A 15533-nucleotide genomic window follows, 5' to 3' on the forward strand; every position below is an offset into this window, starting at 1 on the left:
CTCTATTTACGTTGATCGTCCACCGTAACCCCTTGCGGCGGCGTGAAGGTAAACTTAGATGCGTCTATCGCACCGTTTTGCTGCGACTTCAGCTGGTAGCTGCTGCGCTGGTCGTCCTGCTCTACCGCGCTGAACTGATGGATGGTGCCATCACGCCCTACGTTAATGGTGAACTGCTTCAGGTTACCGCTGCCGCTTTTCGGCGTCAGGACAAAGTCATCGCCGTTTTGCTTAATATTATACTGCTGCCAGTCGTTAGACTGGTTACGCGCAATCAGCATAAACGGCGTGTTGCTGGTGGCGTCTTTCAGCCAGGTGACGGTCGCCTGCTCAACGAACGGGTTATAGAACCACAGCGTTTTGCCATCAGAGACCAAAATGCTTTCATCCGGCTGGGTCATGTGCCAGTTGAACAGATTCGGCCGCTTGACCCACAGATCGCCCTGTCCGTCCTGTACCGCGTTGCCGCTGCCATCGGTCACTTTCTGCGTGAAGCTGGCGTGGAAGCTGCTCACCTTATCCAGACGGCTTTTCAAATCGCCGGCGGCGTCAGCCCAAACCTGGCTGACAACAAATCCAGACAGTAATGCACAGGTGATTGCGAGTTTTTTCATTGTTATTCCTTAATGTCCGTCAATGTGCGTCGCTCCCTGCGCGGGAGCCTCTTCTGCCCCTAATGTAGGACCGCCTGGCGCGGCGGGACAGAAGAATAGGCTGATTTTGCTCTTATTTACCCAACTTTGCACTCACTCGAAGGGCGGCGGCGCCAGCACTTCGCGGTTGCCGTTATGGCCCTGCTCGCTGACGATGCCCTGCGCTTCCATCTGCTCAATGATGCGCGCGGCGCGGTTATAGCCGATACGGAACTGACGCTGAACCCCGGAGATAGAGGCTTTACGCTTCTCGGTCACGAAGTTGACCGCCTGGTCGAACAGCGGATCCAGCTCTTCTCCGCCGTCAAATCCGCCGCCGCCGCCTTCGCTTTCGCTATCGGAGGTGATGCCGTCGACATACTGCGGACGCCCGCGCGCTTTCCAGTCCTGGACTACCGCATGGACTTCCTGGTCACGCACAAATGCGCCGTGCACGCGCACCGGGATAGTGGAGTTCGGCCCGGAGTAAAGCATATCCCCCATCCCCAGCAGCGATTCGGCGCCGCTCTGGTCGAGAATGGTACGCGAGTCAATTTTACTCGACACGGTGAACGCAATACGCGTCGGGATATTGGCCTTAATCAGACCGGTGATCACGTCAACCGACGGACGCTGGGTAGCCAGCACGAGGTGAATACCCGCCGCACGCGCTTTCTGCGCCAGGCGAGCAATCAGCTCTTCCACTTTCTTACCCACGGTCATCATCAGGTCGGCGAATTCATCCACCAGCACCACGATGTAAGGCAGTTTTTCCAGCACCGGATGTACCGCATCCATGCTGTCGCCCGGTTTCCAGTACGGATCCGGAATTGGGCGCCCCATGCGCGCCGCCTCGGCAATCTTCTCGTTGTAGCCCGCCAGGTTACGCACGCCCAACGCTGACATCAGCTTGTAGCGGCGTTCCATCTCGTTCACGCTCCAGCGCAGAGCGTTGGCGGCGTCTTTCATGTCGGTAACCACTTCTGTCAGCAGGTGCGGGATCCCTTCATAGACCGACAGTTCGAGCATTTTGGGGTCGATCATAATGAAGCGCACGTCTTCCGGCTGCGCTTTATAGAGCATGCTGAGGATCATGGCGTTGACGCCGACCGATTTACCGGAGCCGGTGGTGCCGGCTACCAGCAGGTGCGGCATTTTTGCCAGGTCGGCGACGACCGGATCGCCGGCGATATCCTTGCCCAGCACCACGGTCAGCGGCGACGGGTTATCGCGGAACTTGGTGTTATCCAGCACTTCGCGCAGGTAGACGGTCTGACGCTTCTTATTCGGCAGCTCCAGGCCGACGTACGGCTTGCCCGGGATAACCTCTACGACGCGCACGGCAACCGTGGAGAGCGAACGGGCCAGGTCGCGCGACAGGTTAGAAATACGCGCGGCCTTTACGCCCGGCGCCAGGTTCAGCTCAAAGCGGGTGATAACCGGGCCGGGCGAGTAGTTTACGACGTCCGCTTTAATACGGAAATCGGCAAGGCGAGCCTCCACCAGGCGCGCCATTTGCTCCAGCGCGAAGGTATCAACCGGCTCGACCTCGCTCGGCGGCGGCGTCAGCAGATCCAGAGACGGCAGCGGCGTTGTCGGCCGCGGCACCGGCTGGCTGTTGCCGTTGCGCATCAGGAGCGGGTGAATCAGGCTCTCCTGCTGCGGCGGCGCCGGCTGTTGGACCGGCGGCTGCATCGGGGCCTGAGGGGCCTGCTGCGGCTGGTAAGCAGGCTGTGGCGTCGGCTGCTGATAGTGCTGCGCGGGCTGCGGCTGTACCTGCTGCGGCTGCTGTACTGGCTGATGCTGATGCTGCGCCGGCTGCTGGTATTGCGGTGCCGACGGCTGAACCTCCGGCATCGGCGTAAACAGCGGCTCGCTCGGGCCGTCGTCCACCAGCGTTTTCATCGGCGAGAAGTCATAATCAGCCGGAGAGAACGGGTTCGCCCCGCGCGGCTGCTCGCTGCTGTAGCGCTGCTGCTGGGTGGCGGCAAACTGGCGAGCCAGCTCGGCTTCAGCGGCTGAATCGTCATCTCCGCCGTCGTCAGCCTGGTAGACCTCACCGTAGCGCTGCTGCTGGGTGGCGGCAAACTGACGCGCCAGCTCGCCCTGCTCCAGCTCGTTAACTTCTTCATCGGTGAGCGGCTCATCGTCATAATTTTGATCAAGCTCCGCCTGGCGGGCGCGCTCTTCCGCGATGCGCTGAGAAGGCAGCTTAATGCCATACGATGCCAGCTCACGGCGCGTCGGTACGCGGACGTGGTTAGGACGCGGCAGCTTCGGACCAATGCCCTCTTTGACCTGCACGCGCGGCCCGCCCGCGGCCGGACTGAACAGCGGCGCGGCGGATGACGCAGCGGAGACCACCGAGGCGGCGGTTGCACCAGCGCCCGCAGCCTGATGTACGCTGGCGGCAAGCGTAGTCACCGCAGCGGCATCAACAGAAGATGATGGCGGCGGCGAGATAGGCCTGGTCGCTACCGGACTCGCAGGCTCCGGAATCGGCTGATACCAGGCGGCAAGCTGTTCGCGCTCGCGCGCACGCTTCTCTTCAACCTCTTCGAAATAGTACATCGGCGGACGCTGCGGCTTAACCTCTTCCTGGGGAGCGTCTGGCTCAATAACAGGCGAGGCGGCATAAGGTTCAGGCTGATAAGCAGGCTGCTGTACCGGCGCCTGTTCAGGCTGATACGCCTGATGCGGCGGATACGTTGGCTCAGGGCGATAATGAGGCTGCTGCACCGGCGCCTGCTCAGGCTGATACGCCTGCTGCGGCTGATAAGCGGCCTCAGGCTGGTAGTGAGGCTGCTGCACCGGCGCCTGTTCAGGCTGATAGGCCTGCTGCGGCTGATACGCGGCCTCAGGCTGGTAGTGTGGCTGCTGTGCCGGCGCCTGCTCAGGCTGATAAGCCTGCTGCGGCTGATACGCGGCTTCAGGCTGGTAGTGAGGCTGCTGTACCGGCGTCTGCTCCGACTGATAAGCCTGCTGCGGCTGATACGCGGCTTCAGGCTGGTAGTGAGGCTGCTGTACCGGCGCCTGTTCAGGCTGATACGCCTGCTGCGGCTGATACGCGGCCTCAGGCTGGTGGTGGGGCTGCTGTACCGGCGCCTGTTCAGGCTGATAAACCTGTGCCTCTGGCTGCCAGCCGGCCGGCGGAGTCTGGCCGGCTACCGGCTCAGCCCACGCCTGCGGCGCCGCGGTGGCTGCCGCAGCCGCGCTCACCGGATCGGCAATGCTATGGCCGTTCAGCAGCGGATCGTAGGGGTCGAAGTCCCCCGGACGCGTTGCGCTGGCACCGGAGAATAAGACATCGTCCACATCTGCCGGGCGCGCGGCGCTGGCGCCAGAAAACAGCACATCGTCTGCCGCAACCGGCGCGCCGTTGGCGCTGAACTGAACCTCTTCCTCGGCATCATCCATGCGCTTACCGGAAAACAGCGCGGCGTCGGTCTTGCGCCCCAGCGGATTGGAGAATTTTTCTGCCAGACGCTGGCGACGCGCTAAAGCGCTGCGTAAAATTCGCGCGCGACGCGAGCCCTGCGGTTTCGCCGTATCGTCGTCTTCGTCATCTTCATAGTCGTCCTCATCCACCCACGTATCGTCCCGACGGGTACGGTTGCTGGCGAAGGTGAGGACGGACAGGATCGCGCCGCCGAGTTTTTCGGCAATGCTGACCCACGACCAGCCGGTAAACAGGGTTAAACCCGCCGCCCAGATGCAGAGCAGCGCGATAGTTCCACCGCTGCTGTGCAGCAGCGGTTGCAGAGTGGTGCTCAGCAGGCTGCCAATGACCCCGCCCGAGGCGAAATACCAAATATCATCGGCATTGATAGAGGCCAGGCCACAGGAGGTGAGGATCAGCGCCAGCGCGCCAATTAAGCGCAGCGAAACGGCGAAATAGTCGATGTACTCGTCGTTAGTTTGATTGCGCCAGGCAAACCAGCAGCCGCCGATGATAATCACGGGAATGGTGTAAGCCATTACGCCAAAAATGAAAAATAGCGTATCGGCAAGCCAGGCTCCCGGCGTGCCGCCGATGTTGTGGATAGGCTCGTGCCAGGCCGTTTGCGACCAGCTTGGATCCGAGGGATTAAAGCTGAGTAAGGCCGCCATCAGCCAGATAGCAAAAAGGGTGCAAAGGATAAGTAACGCCTCAAGGAGTCGGCGCCCGCTGCTTAGCTTCGTCAGTTTGACTTCTTTGTCTTCGGTGTATTCCTGGCTCAAAAAAGGCTCTCCAGGTATCAGGCTGTTTCCTGCCTGCTGCTAAAACGGACAACAGTGCCGGGTCTCCCCGGCACTGTTGCTGTATGGATTAACAGGAGTGTAATCAAACTACGTCGATTTTGCACCTGTTCCGTGTTAGCGCGTCTTAATTACCAGACGATTGCTCTGCTTGACCTCTTCCATTACCACGTAGGTACGGGTGTCGTTTACGCCCGGCAGGCGCAGCAGGGTTTCGCCCAGTAGTTTACGATACGCTGACATGTCCGGTACGCGAGTTTTCAACAGGTAGTCGAAATCGCCGGATACCAGATGACACTCTTGAATTTCTTCAAGTTTTTGCACAGCGGCGTTAAATTGCTCAAACACATCCGGCGCGCCACGATTCAGAGTAATCTCAACAAATACCAGAAGTGATGCATCCAGATAATGCGGGTTAAGCAGCGCCGTATAGCCCTGAATAAAACCCTGTCTTTCCAGTCGACGCACGCGCTCAAGGCAAGGCGTCGGAGAAAGTCCCACCCGTTTAGAAAGTTCGACGTTAGAGATACGTCCATCTTTTTGTAACTCGTTCAGAATGTTACGATCGATGCGGTCGAGATCTTTGCCAGGGCGCTTCTTGCTATCTACCATTATTATTGTCTCTCTGTATTCCTTCCCTACTCCTGTTCTGACTCTGAGCCTTCACTGCCAGAGCCCATCCTGTTCTTACCCGTACGACTTGAGTAACCCAGGGGTACGTGAGAAGCCCGTTGCCTGACGGCAGCCACCGACATCACGCATGGCGTCTGTCCACACCATGCGTAGATTTCGCTAACCCGGATAAAAATGGCATTTGCATGCATGAAAATTCGCCACACGCAAAACGCTGCTTTTCTTCTTCCATGAATGTTTTCGCAAAAGCACAGGGGATTGTCAAAGCAAAACATCGATTTTTAGTACAAGATGCCAGATATTCATTATCCCCCCCCGTTGATTCTCATGTTTTCCTCTTATAATTGTGCTGCTGACAGTAGAATTAGTTATATTCTCCGTTCGTTAAATCGCCAGCTCATCGGCGGGTGCTATTGCACATATCGTTAACAAAATCGCTATGCTCTTTTTTTACGACAACAAATTCCCTACAATCCAGCCCAATGTATGCCAATAAATTATGGGGTTCTCATGGGCACGGCCAAACACAGTAAGCTGCTAATTCTTGGTTCTGGACCTGCGGGATACACCGCTGCGGTCTATGCCGCACGTGCAAACCTGCATCCGGTGCTGATTACCGGGATGGAAAAAGGGGGTCAGCTGACCACCACCACGGAAGTGGAAAACTGGCCTGGGGATCCGAACGATCTGACCGGGCCGCTGCTGATGGAACGTATGCACGAACATGCGGCCAAGTTCGAAACCGAAATTCTTTTCGATCATATCAACAGCGTCGATCTGCAGAACCGTCCGTTCCGCCTGGTCGGCGATAGCGGCGAATACACCTGCGACGCGCTGATTATCGCGACCGGCGCTTCCGCGCGCTATCTCGGCCTGCCGTCTGAAGAAGCCTTCAAGGGCCGCGGCGTTTCCGCCTGCGCCACCTGCGACGGTTTCTTCTACCGTAACCAGAAGGTCGCGGTTATCGGCGGCGGCAACACCGCGGTTGAAGAAGCGCTGTATCTCTCTAACATCGCGTCTGAAGTGCACCTGATCCACCGTCGCGACTCCTTCCGCGCGGAAAAAATTCTCATCAAGCGCCTGATGGACAAAGTGGAAAGCGGCAACATCGTGCTGCATACCCACCGCACCCTGGAAGAAGTGACCGGCGACCAGATGGGCGTCAGCGGCCTGCGCCTGCGCGATACGCAGAATGCGGACAACGTTGAATCGCTGGAAGTCGCGGGCCTGTTTGTCGCTATCGGCCACAGCCCGAACACGGCGATTTTTGCCGGGCAGCTGGAGCTGGAAAACGGCTATATCAAGGTTCAGTCCGGCATTCACGGCAACGCGACCCAAACCAGCGTTGCTGGCGTCTTCGCCGCCGGCGACGTGATGGACCATATCTACCGTCAGGCTATTACCTCTGCCGGCACCGGCTGCATGGCCGCGCTGGACGCCGAGCGCTATCTCGACGGCCTGGCTGACGCTTGCAAATAATCTTTACAAGTCAGTAACAAAGGTAAAGAAGGCGACGAAAAGTCGCCTTTATTTTTTCCTCGTTGTAACATTGCCGTGCCCAAAAACCTATAACTCCACCTGCTAAGTGCGCAATGAATAAAACCCGTCAACAAGAGTTAACCCGCTGGTTAAAAGAACAGAGCATTCTCTCCCGTCGCTGGTTGATGATTTCCCGCGCGCTGGGCGTCATTAGCGGGCTGCTGATCGTCGCTCAGGCCTGGCTGCTGGCGCGGATCCTTCACCGCATGATCATGGAGAATATTCCGGCGACGGCGCTGGTGCTGCCGTTTACCGTGCTGGTGCTGATTTTCGTCCTTCGCGCGTGGGTGGTATGGCTGCGCGAGCGGGTAGGATTTTATGCCGGGCAGCATATCCGCTATGAGATCCGTCGCCAGGTGCTCGATCGTCTGCAGGAGGCCGGTCCGGCGTGGATCCAGGGCAAGCCTGCGGGCAGCTGGGCTACGCTTATCCTCGAGCAAATCGACGATATGCACGATTACTATGCGCGCTATCTGCCGCAGATGACGCTGGCCGCGTGCGTCCCGCTGCTCATCGTTATCACTATTTTCCCGATTAACTGGGCGGCAGCGCTGATCCTTCTCGGCACCGCGCCGCTGATCCCGATGTTTATGGCGCTGGTCGGAATGGGTGCCGCGGATGCAAACCGCCGCAACTTCCAGGCGCTGGCGCGACTGAGCGGCCACTTCCTCGACCGCCTGCGCGGCATGGAAACGCTGCGAATTTTCGATCGCGGCGCCGCGGAAACCGACAATATCCGCGAGGCTTCGCAGGATTTCCGCCAGCGCACGATGGATGTCCTGCGTCTGGCCTTCCTCTCCTCCGGGGTGCTGGAATTTTTCACTTCCCTCTCCATTGCGCTGGTGGCGGTCTATTTCGGTTTCTCCTACCTGGGCGAGCTGAACTTTGGCCATTACGGCGCAGGCGTTACCCTGATGGCCGGCTTTTTGACCCTGATCCTCGCGCCGGAGTTTTTCCAGCCCCTGCGCGATCTGGGCACCTTCTACCACGCTAAGGCGCAGGCTATCGGCGCGGCGGACAGCCTGAAAACCTTTATGGAAACGCCGCTGGCGCAGGCCGAGCGCGGCGAGAAGGTGCTTAGCGACAACGAGCTGGTGAGTCTTGAAGCGCGCGATCTGCGGATCAAATCACCGGAAGGCAAGGTGCTGGCAGGGCCGCTGAACTTCTCCCTGCCCGCCGGTAAGCGGGTGGTGCTGGTTGGGCAAAGCGGCTCCGGCAAAAGCTCGCTGCTGAATACGCTGGCGGGCTTTCTGCCCTATGACGGTTCGCTGATGGTCAACGGCGTTGAGCTGCGCGATCTTGATAGCCAGCGCTGGCATCGGATGCTGAGCTGGGTTGGACAAAACCCGCAGCTGCCGGCGGCTACGCTGCGTGAAAACGTGCTTCTGGCGTGGCCTGAAGCGACCGAGGCGCAGCTTCAGCTGGCGCTGGATAAGGCCTGGGTCAGCGAATTTGTCTCGCAGCTGCCGCAGGGCATTAATACGCCGGTGGGCGATCAGGCGGCCCGCATATCGGTTGGCCAGGCGCAGCGTATCGCCGTCGCGCGCGCGCTGCTGGTTCCCTGCCGGCTGCTGCTGCTCGATGAGCCTGGCGCCAGCCTCGACGCCCACAGCGAGCAGCGGGTGATGCAGGCCCTGTCAAACGCCTCTTCGCAGCAAACCACGCTGATGGTCACCCACCAGCTCGAAGGTATAGCCGGCTGGGACGCTATCTGGGTGATGCAAAACGGGCAGATTGTCGAACAGGGCGAGTATTCACAGCTTGCCGCCGCCGAAGGGCCCTTCGCGACCCTGCTGGCCCATCGTCAGGAGGAGATTTAAATGCGCGCATTATTACCTTACCTGGCGTTGTACAAGCGGCACATATGGCTGCTGATGCTCGGCGTGGTGCTGGCGATCGTCACCCTGCTGGCGAGCATCGGGCTGCTGACGCTGTCGGGCTGGTTCCTCTCGGCGTCGGCCGTTGTCGGCGTTGCCGGTATCTACAGCTTTAACTACATGCTGCCCGCCGCCGGCGTGCGCGGCGCGGCGATAATTCGTACCGCCGGGCGCTACTTTGAACGCCTGGTGAGCCACGACGCGACTTTCCGCGTCCTCCAGCATCTGCGCGTTTTCACGTTCAGCAAGCTACTGCCGCTCTCCCCTGCCGGGCTGGCGCGTTTTCGCCAGGGCGAGCTGCTTAACCGCATCGTTGCCGACGTCGATACCCTGGATCACCTCTATCTGCGGGTTATCTCGCCGCTGGTGGGAGCGCTGGTGGTCATTCTGGTGGTCACCGCCGGCCTGAGTATTCTGGACGTCACCCTGGCCCTGACGCTGGGCGGCATCATGCTGCTGACCGTGCTGATACTGCCGCCGCTGTTTTATCGGGCCGGTAAACCCGCCGGCGAGTGCATAACCCAAATGCGCGGCCAGTACCGCCAGCAGCTGACTGCCTGGCTGCAGGGACAGGCGGAGCTGATGCTGTTTAACGCCAGCGATCGCTACCGCGAGCAGCTGGAGAAAACCGAACAGCGCTGGCAGGATGCCCAGCGACGTCAGGCCGAACTCACGGCGCTTTCCCAGGCGCTGATGCTGCTGATTGGCGGCGTTGCGGTGATTGCGATGCTGTGGCTGACCTCTGCCGGCGTGGGCGGCAATAGCCAGCCGGGCGCGCTGATCGCGCTCTTTGTTTTCTGCGCCCTGGCGGCGTTTGAGGCGCTGGCGCCGGTCACCGGCGCGTTCCAGCACCTCGGGCAGGTCATCGCCTCCGCGCGGCGGATTACGCAAATCACCGAGCAGCCGCCGGAAGTCTCCTTTGCGCAGAGCGCGGACCAGACCTTCTCACGCGTGGCGCTGACGCTGAATCAGGTCACCTTTAGCTATCCGCAGCAGCCCACCGCGGCGCTGGAGAATCTCTCGCTACAGGTTGCTGCCGGCGATCACATCGCTATTCTCGGACGCACCGGCTGCGGGAAATCGACCCTGCTGCAGCTGCTTACCCGCGCCTGGGATCCGGCCCAGGGCGAGATTTTACTCAACGACCAGCCGCTTGCGCAGCTCAACGAGACGACCCTGCGCCGGGCAATGAGCGTGGTTCCTCAGCGCGTGCATCTGTTTAGCGCAACGCTGCGCGACAACCTGCTGCTGGCGGCACCCCAGGCGAGCGATGCGCATTTGGTCAACATCCTCGAGCGGGTTGGGCTCGGCAAGCTACTCGACGACAGCGGCCTCAACGGCTGGCTGGGAGAAGGCGGTCGCCAGCTTTCCGGCGGCGAGCTGCGCCGGTTAGCCATTGCCCGCGCCCTGCTTCATGACGCGCCGCTGATGCTGCTTGATGAGCCGACCGAAGGCCTGGACGCCACGACTGAAAGCCAAATCCTTGATTTACTGGCCGAAGTGATGAAAGAAAAAACCGTGCTGATGGTCACCCACCGCCTGCGCGGGCTGGCGCGTTTTAATCAGATAATTATCATGGACAACGGCAAGATTATTGAGCAAGGTAGTCACGCAGAACTGCTGGCTCAACAAGGGCGCTACTACCAGTTTAAGCAGCGCCTGTAGGTCAGTCGTTATCGGGCCATCGCCGCCGGGCATCCCGAATGATTTTGTGTATATACTCTATGAGTTTCAGGCACGCGCATACTGCGTTGACGCCTGAAAGACAGCGAATATACTGGACAATTGCTGGTGCGTATTGAGGTTAAAATGCGTCTGGTTCAGCTCTCCCGTCAGTCCATTGCCTTCCCCGCGCCGGAAGGCGCCCTGCGTGAACCGAACGGCCTGCTGGCGCTGGGTGGCGATCTTAGCCCCGCGCGCCTGCTGATGGCCTATCAGCACGGCATCTTTCCGTGGTTTTCACCGGGGGATCCTATTTTATGGTGGTCTCCCGATCCCCGCGCGGTTCTGTGGCCCGGGCAGTTTCATCTCAGCCGCAGCATGAAACGCTTCCACCAGCGCTCTCCCTATCGCGTGACGCTGAACCATGCCTTTGGCGAGGTGATTGAAGGCTGCGCCGCCAATCGCGATGAGGGCACCTGGATAACCGCCAGCATCGTCAAGGCCTATCACCAGCTGCACGAACTCGGGCACGCGCACTCCATCGAGGTGTGGCGCGATGAGACGCTGGTTGGCGGCATGTACGGCGTGGCTCAGGGGGCGCTATTTTGCGGCGAGTCGATGTTTAGCCACGCGGAAAACGCATCAAAAACGGCCCTGCTGGTATTCTGCCAGGCATTTATGCGCGACGGTGGCCAGTTAATTGACTGCCAGGTGCTAAATAACCACACCGCGTCGCTGGGCGCCGTTGAAATTCCCCGCCGCGACTATCTCGATCGGCTGGCGCAATTGCGCAGCCAGCGTTTACCGGAAAGATTTTGGGTACCGAGGGTGCTATTTACCGGCAATGTGTAAATGTTTTCAGCACATTCTTCGCCGGGATGGTATAATTGCGCGGTAGAGTAGCTTCTGCCCGTTGCCCCGCCGCCGTTTGGGAATAATAAGAGTCAGATAACGCCCATCGTTCTGTCACTCCCCCCTTTACGTTTGCGCCTGTCGTGCGGTTTATCCGCGTGCGTTCCGGGCAATGCGCCAAAACTACTTCAGTGATTTAAACCCAAACTTATTCATGATGCGCCGGGACGACAAACCAAGCGCCAGGCAGCATCAATAACTATGTGACCGTGAGAACTAAGGCAGCCAGAAAGATAAAGTATATAGACTCGCAACAGCTCGGGTTGCAGGCGGGCGGCAAGTGAACGGATCCCCAGCGCTTACTGAAAAAAGTAGCCGGGATCGAAGAACGCAGCCAACGTGGACGCAACGCGAAGTGTGGTGGGTATAAACGTAAAACTTTACTTACTCGCTGAACTTCGGCATTATCTTGCCGGTTCAAAACTACGGTAGTGATACCCCAGAGGACTAGATGGCCAAAGAAGACAATATTGAAATGCAGGGCACCGTACTTGACACGTTGCCTAACACAATGTTCCGCGTAGAACTGGAAAACGGTCACGTGGTAACTGCGCATATTTCCGGTAAAATGCGTAAGAACTACATCCGCATTCTGACGGGCGACAAAGTGACTGTTGAGCTGACCCCGTACGACCTGAGCAAAGGCCGCATTGTCTTCCGTAGTCGCTGATAGTTTTCCGCCCTCGTGGCGTTAGATGCGAAAGGCCGGGATAATTCCCGGTCTTTTTACATCCCCTCTCCGCTAAGCGACTGCGGATATAAAAAAACCGGCCCGCAGGCCGGTTTTTGACGTTTCAGAGTAAGAATTAATGCGCCGTTTCCGGTTTGTGCTTCTGCGCACTTTGGAAATCATAGGTCAGCGAACTCTTCTCTTTATCCAGCGCAACGGTCACCTGGCCGCCGTCAACTAACGAACCAAACAGCAGCTCGTTGGCCAGCGGTTTCTTCAGGTTATCCTGAATCACCCGCGCCATTGGACGCGCGCCCATTGCCCGGTCATAGCCTTTTTCTGCCAGCCAGTCTCGCGCTTCCTGACTTACTTCCAACGACACGCCTTTCTGATCCAGCTGAACCTGCAGCTCGACGATAAACTTATCCACCACCTGATGGATCACCGTCGTTGACAGATGATCGAACCAGATAATGTTGTCGAGGCGGTTACGGAACTCCGGCGTAAAGATCTTCTTGATCTCATCCATCGCATCCGGACTGTTATCCTGATGAATAAGGCCAATCGACTTACGCTCGGTTTCGCGCACGCCGGCGTTAGTGGTCATCACCAGCACCACGTTGCGGAAGTCCGCCTTGCGGCCGTTGTTGTCGGTCAGCGTACCGTTGTCCATCACCTGCAGCAGCAGGTTAAAGACGTCAGGGTGCGCTTTTTCAATCTCATCAAGCAGCAGCACCGCGTGCGGATGTTTAATGACCGCATCGGTCAGCAGCCCGCCCTGATCGAAACCAACGTAGCCCGGAGGCGCACCGATCAAACGGCTCACGGTGTGACGCTCCATATACTCGGACATATCAAAACGCAGCAGCTCGATACCCAGCGCCTTGGCCAGCTGTACGGTGACCTCGGTTTTCCCGACGCCGGTTGGTCCGGCGAACAGGAAGGAGCCCACCGGCTTATGCTCGTGGCCCAGTCCGGCACGCGCCATCTTGATGGCTTCGGTTAAAGCCTCGATCGCCTTGCCCTGACCAAAGACCAGCATTTTCAGCCGATCGCCAAGATTTCTCAGCGTATCGCGGTCGCTTTGGGAGACGCTCTTCTCAGGGATGCGGGCAATGCGCGCCACCACCGATTCGATATCCGCCACGTTAACCGTTTTCTTACGCTTGCTGGCCGGCATCAGCCGCGCCCGCGCGCCCGCTTCGTCGATAACATCTATCGCCTTGTCCGGCAGATGACGATCGTTAATGTATTTCACCGCCAGTTCAACCGCCGCACGCACCGCTTTCGCCGTGTAGCGCACGTCGTGGTGCGCTTCGTACTTCGGCTTCAGGCCGTTAATAATCTGTACCGTCTCTTCTACCGAAGGTTCAGTAATGTCTATCTTCTGGAAACGCCGGGCTAACGCGCGGTCTTTTTCGAAGATATTGCTGAACTCCTGGTAGGTCGTCGACCCCATCACCCGAATCTTGCCGCTGGAGAGCAGCGGTTTAATCAGGTTGGCGGCATCGACCTGGCCGCCGGAAGCGGCGCCCGCACCGATGATGGTGTGGATTTCATCAATAAACAGAATACTGTTGGTATCCTGCTCCAGCTGTTTCAGCAGCGCTTTGAAACGTTTTTCAAAATCGCCGCGGTATTTTGTCCCTGCCAGCAGGGAGCCGATATCCAGCGAATAGATCGTGCAATCGGCCATGATTTCCGGCACGTCGCCCTGCACGATTCGCCATGCCAGCCCTTCGGCTATCGCGGTTTTACCCACGCCGGACTCACCCACCAGCAGCGGGTTATTCTTACGACGGCGGCACAGAACCTGAATGGCACGCTCCAGCTCTTTTTCGCGACCAATCAGCGGATCGATTCCGCCAACGCGAGCAAGCTGATTGAGATTGGTGGTGAAGTTTTCCATACGATCCTCCCCGCCTGCTTGCTCTTCATTGCTGGGCTGGCTTCCGCTGTTTTCGGAAGGCTGGCTCGGCTCGTCTTTACGCGTACCGTGAGAGATGAAGTTCACCACATCAAGACGGCTGACTTCATGTTTACGCAGCAGATAGGCCGCCTGCGACTCCTGCTCGCTAAAAATAGCGACCAAAACGTTGGCACCGGTCACTTCGCTGCGGCCAGAGGATTGTACGTGGAAGACGGCACGCTGCAGTACGCGCTGGAAGCTCAGCGTCGGCTGAGTGTCGCGCTCTTCTTCCGTGGCGGGTAGAACAGGCGTGGTCTGTTCGATGAAGGCTTCAAGTTCCTGACGCAGCGCCACCAGGTCCACGGAACACGCTTCCAGCGCTTCGCGGGCCGAAGGGTTGCTGAGCAACGCCAGCAGCAAGTGCTCGACGGTCATGAACTCATGACGGTGCTCGCGCGCTCTGGCGAAAGCCATGTTTAAACTGAGTTCCAGTTCTTGATTGAGCATAGGCACCTCCCCCAATTTTCTTGCCTGTCTTCAGGCTTTCTCTAGCGTACACAGCAATGGATGCTCGTTCTCCTTCGCATACTGGCTCACCATCGCAACTTTGGTTTCCGCAACCTCTGCGGTAAATACACCACAAATCGCTTTACCTTGATAGTGAACCGTCAACATCAGCTGCGTTGCACGTTCTACATCATAAGAAAAGAATTTTTGTAACACGTCAATAACAAACTCCATTGGAGTGTAGTCATCATTGAGCAATATCACTTTATACATCGATGGTGGTTTAAGCTCATTACGCACTTCGTCTTCTACCAGCTGATCGAAGTCCAGCCAATCTCTCTTACTCATCGTCAGTATTCATCATCGGTTGCTGTTGCCAACAGGCGGTGGCCTGTCGATGACCAAAAGTTATGCCCATCACAAATCTACAATAGATCATAGATAACTATCATCTATTACTTCCATCCGCGACGTCTGTCACATTCCCCGGCAATAGCGTTAACTGCTTCAAATTTTGACGCATTTTTCGCCTTCCCCTACCGTCAATCGCTTGACGCCTTTTCGTATTTCTCTAAATTGTACTGGCGAGAGTTGGCGAGCATTTGAACAACTCGTCACTCCACTACCGGTTCATTCCATCTTACTTATAAAGAATTACGAAGGATGTCGAAGTATGGAAATGGGTACTGTTAAGTGGTTCAACAATGCCAAAGGGTTTGGTTTTATTTGCCCTGAGGGCGGAGGCGAAGACATTTTCGCCCATTACTCCACCATCCAGATGGATGGTTACAGAACGCTAAAAGCCGGACAAGCCGTTCGGTTTGATGTTCACCAGGGACCGAAAGGTAATCACGCCAGCGTGATTGTTCCTGTAGAAGCGGAAGCGGCTGCATAACTCTTTCGCTTCATTGTGTACATCCCGCCAGTAAAATGCCAGTCCTTCTGACTGGCAT

Annotated in this window: 11 protein-coding genes; 6 read left to right on the forward strand and 5 right to left on the reverse strand. The window is 58.0% G+C overall.

Annotation, left to right across the window (positions count from 1 at the left end):
• Window positions 1-2 precede the first annotated feature (2 nt).
• From lolA to lrp, 3 genes are all read right to left on the reverse strand, one after another.
• Entirely contained in the window at window positions 3-614 is a 612-nt protein-coding gene (lolA, locus tag MMW58_RS19505; protein ID WP_041144781.1) for an outer membrane lipoprotein periplasmic chaperone LolA, read from the reverse strand.
• Window positions 615-746: 132 nt separating this feature from the next.
• Window positions 747-4853: a DNA translocase FtsK gene (gene ftsK, locus MMW58_RS19510; RefSeq protein ID WP_241721904.1), complete on the reverse strand. Its 4107-nt coding sequence runs from the start codon at window positions 4851-4853 to the stop codon at window positions 747-749.
• Window positions 4854-4988: 135 nt separating this feature from the next.
• Window positions 4989-5483, reverse strand: a complete 495-nt coding sequence (lrp, locus tag MMW58_RS19515) for a leucine-responsive transcriptional regulator Lrp (RefSeq protein ID WP_000228469.1) — start codon at window positions 5481-5483, stop codon at window positions 4989-4991.
• Between the two features lie 531 nt (window positions 5484-6014).
• On the opposite strand from lrp, the gene trxB reads away from it, so the two are divergent.
• From trxB to infA, 5 genes are all read left to right on the forward strand, one after another.
• Entirely contained in the window at window positions 6015-6983 is a 969-nt protein-coding gene (gene trxB / locus MMW58_RS19520) for a thioredoxin-disulfide reductase (protein ID WP_133597060.1), read from the forward strand.
• A 113-nt stretch (window positions 6984-7096) separates the two neighbouring features.
• The gene (gene cydD / locus MMW58_RS19525; protein WP_133597058.1) at window positions 7097-8863 is read left to right on the forward strand and encodes a heme ABC transporter permease/ATP-binding protein CydD; all 1767 of its coding nucleotides are present in this window, start codon (window positions 7097-7099) and stop codon (window positions 8861-8863) included.
• Complete coding sequence (gene cydC / locus MMW58_RS19530; RefSeq protein WP_133597056.1) at window positions 8864-10585, forward strand: heme ABC transporter ATP-binding protein/permease CydC; 1722 nt, start codon at window positions 8864-8866, stop codon at window positions 10583-10585.
• A gap of 144 nt (window positions 10586-10729) precedes the next feature.
• Window positions 10730-11434, forward strand: a complete 705-nt coding sequence (gene aat, locus MMW58_RS19535; protein ID WP_095098020.1) for a leucyl/phenylalanyl-tRNA--protein transferase — start codon at window positions 10730-10732, stop codon at window positions 11432-11434.
• Between the two features lie 511 nt (window positions 11435-11945).
• Window positions 11946-12164 (forward strand): translation initiation factor IF-1, encoded by a 219-nt coding sequence (gene infA / locus MMW58_RS19540; RefSeq protein WP_002211347.1) that lies wholly within the window; start codon window positions 11946-11948, stop codon window positions 12162-12164.
• 136 nt (window positions 12165-12300) lie between these two features.
• On the opposite strand, the gene clpA is transcribed toward infA, so the two are convergent.
• Both clpA and clpS read right to left on the reverse strand, forming a co-directional pair.
• Entirely contained in the window at window positions 12301-14580 is a 2280-nt protein-coding gene (clpA, locus tag MMW58_RS19545; RefSeq protein ID WP_076945049.1) for an ATP-dependent Clp protease ATP-binding subunit ClpA, read from the reverse strand.
• A gap of 30 nt (window positions 14581-14610) precedes the next feature.
• On the reverse strand, window positions 14611-14928 hold the full coding sequence (clpS, locus tag MMW58_RS19550; RefSeq protein WP_041144775.1) for an ATP-dependent Clp protease adapter ClpS: 318 nt from the start codon (window positions 14926-14928) through the stop codon (window positions 14611-14613).
• A gap of 325 nt (window positions 14929-15253) precedes the next feature.
• On the opposite strand from clpS, the gene cspD reads away from it, so the two are divergent.
• On the forward strand, window positions 15254-15475 hold the full coding sequence (cspD, locus tag MMW58_RS19555; protein WP_004860015.1) for a cold shock-like protein CspD: 222 nt from the start codon (window positions 15254-15256) through the stop codon (window positions 15473-15475).
• Window positions 15476-15533: the final 58 nt, after the last annotated feature.

Source organism: Klebsiella sp. HC6 (genome assembly GCF_022605325.1).
In the GTDB taxonomy this organism is placed as follows: domain Bacteria; phylum Pseudomonadota; class Gammaproteobacteria; order Enterobacterales; family Enterobacteriaceae; genus Klebsiella; species Klebsiella terrigena.

Coding starts and splice junctions, on each gene's coding strand:
- lolA (WP_041144781.1), bottom strand. CDS start 614: ATGAAAAAACTCGCAATCACCTGTGCATTACTGTCTGGATTTGTTGTC.
- lrp (WP_000228469.1), bottom strand. CDS start 5,483: ATGGTAGATAGCAAGAAGCGCCCTGGCAAAGATCTCGACCGCATCGAT.
- trxB (WP_133597060.1), top strand. CDS start 6,015: ATGGGCACGGCCAAACACAGTAAGCTGCTAATTCTTGGTTCTGGACCT.
- cydD (WP_133597058.1), top strand. CDS start 7,097: ATGAATAAAACCCGTCAACAAGAGTTAACCCGCTGGTTAAAAGAACAG.
- cydC (WP_133597056.1), top strand. CDS start 8,864: ATGCGCGCATTATTACCTTACCTGGCGTTGTACAAGCGGCACATATGG.
- aat (WP_095098020.1), top strand. CDS start 10,730: ATGCGTCTGGTTCAGCTCTCCCGTCAGTCCATTGCCTTCCCCGCGCCG.
- infA (WP_002211347.1), top strand. CDS start 11,946: ATGGCCAAAGAAGACAATATTGAAATGCAGGGCACCGTACTTGACACG.
- clpA (WP_076945049.1), bottom strand. CDS start 14,580: ATGCTCAATCAAGAACTGGAACTCAGTTTAAACATGGCTTTCGCCAGA.
- clpS (WP_041144775.1), bottom strand. CDS start 14,928: ATGAGTAAGAGAGATTGGCTGGACTTCGATCAGCTGGTAGAAGACGAA.
- cspD (WP_004860015.1), top strand. CDS start 15,254: ATGGAAATGGGTACTGTTAAGTGGTTCAACAATGCCAAAGGGTTTGGT.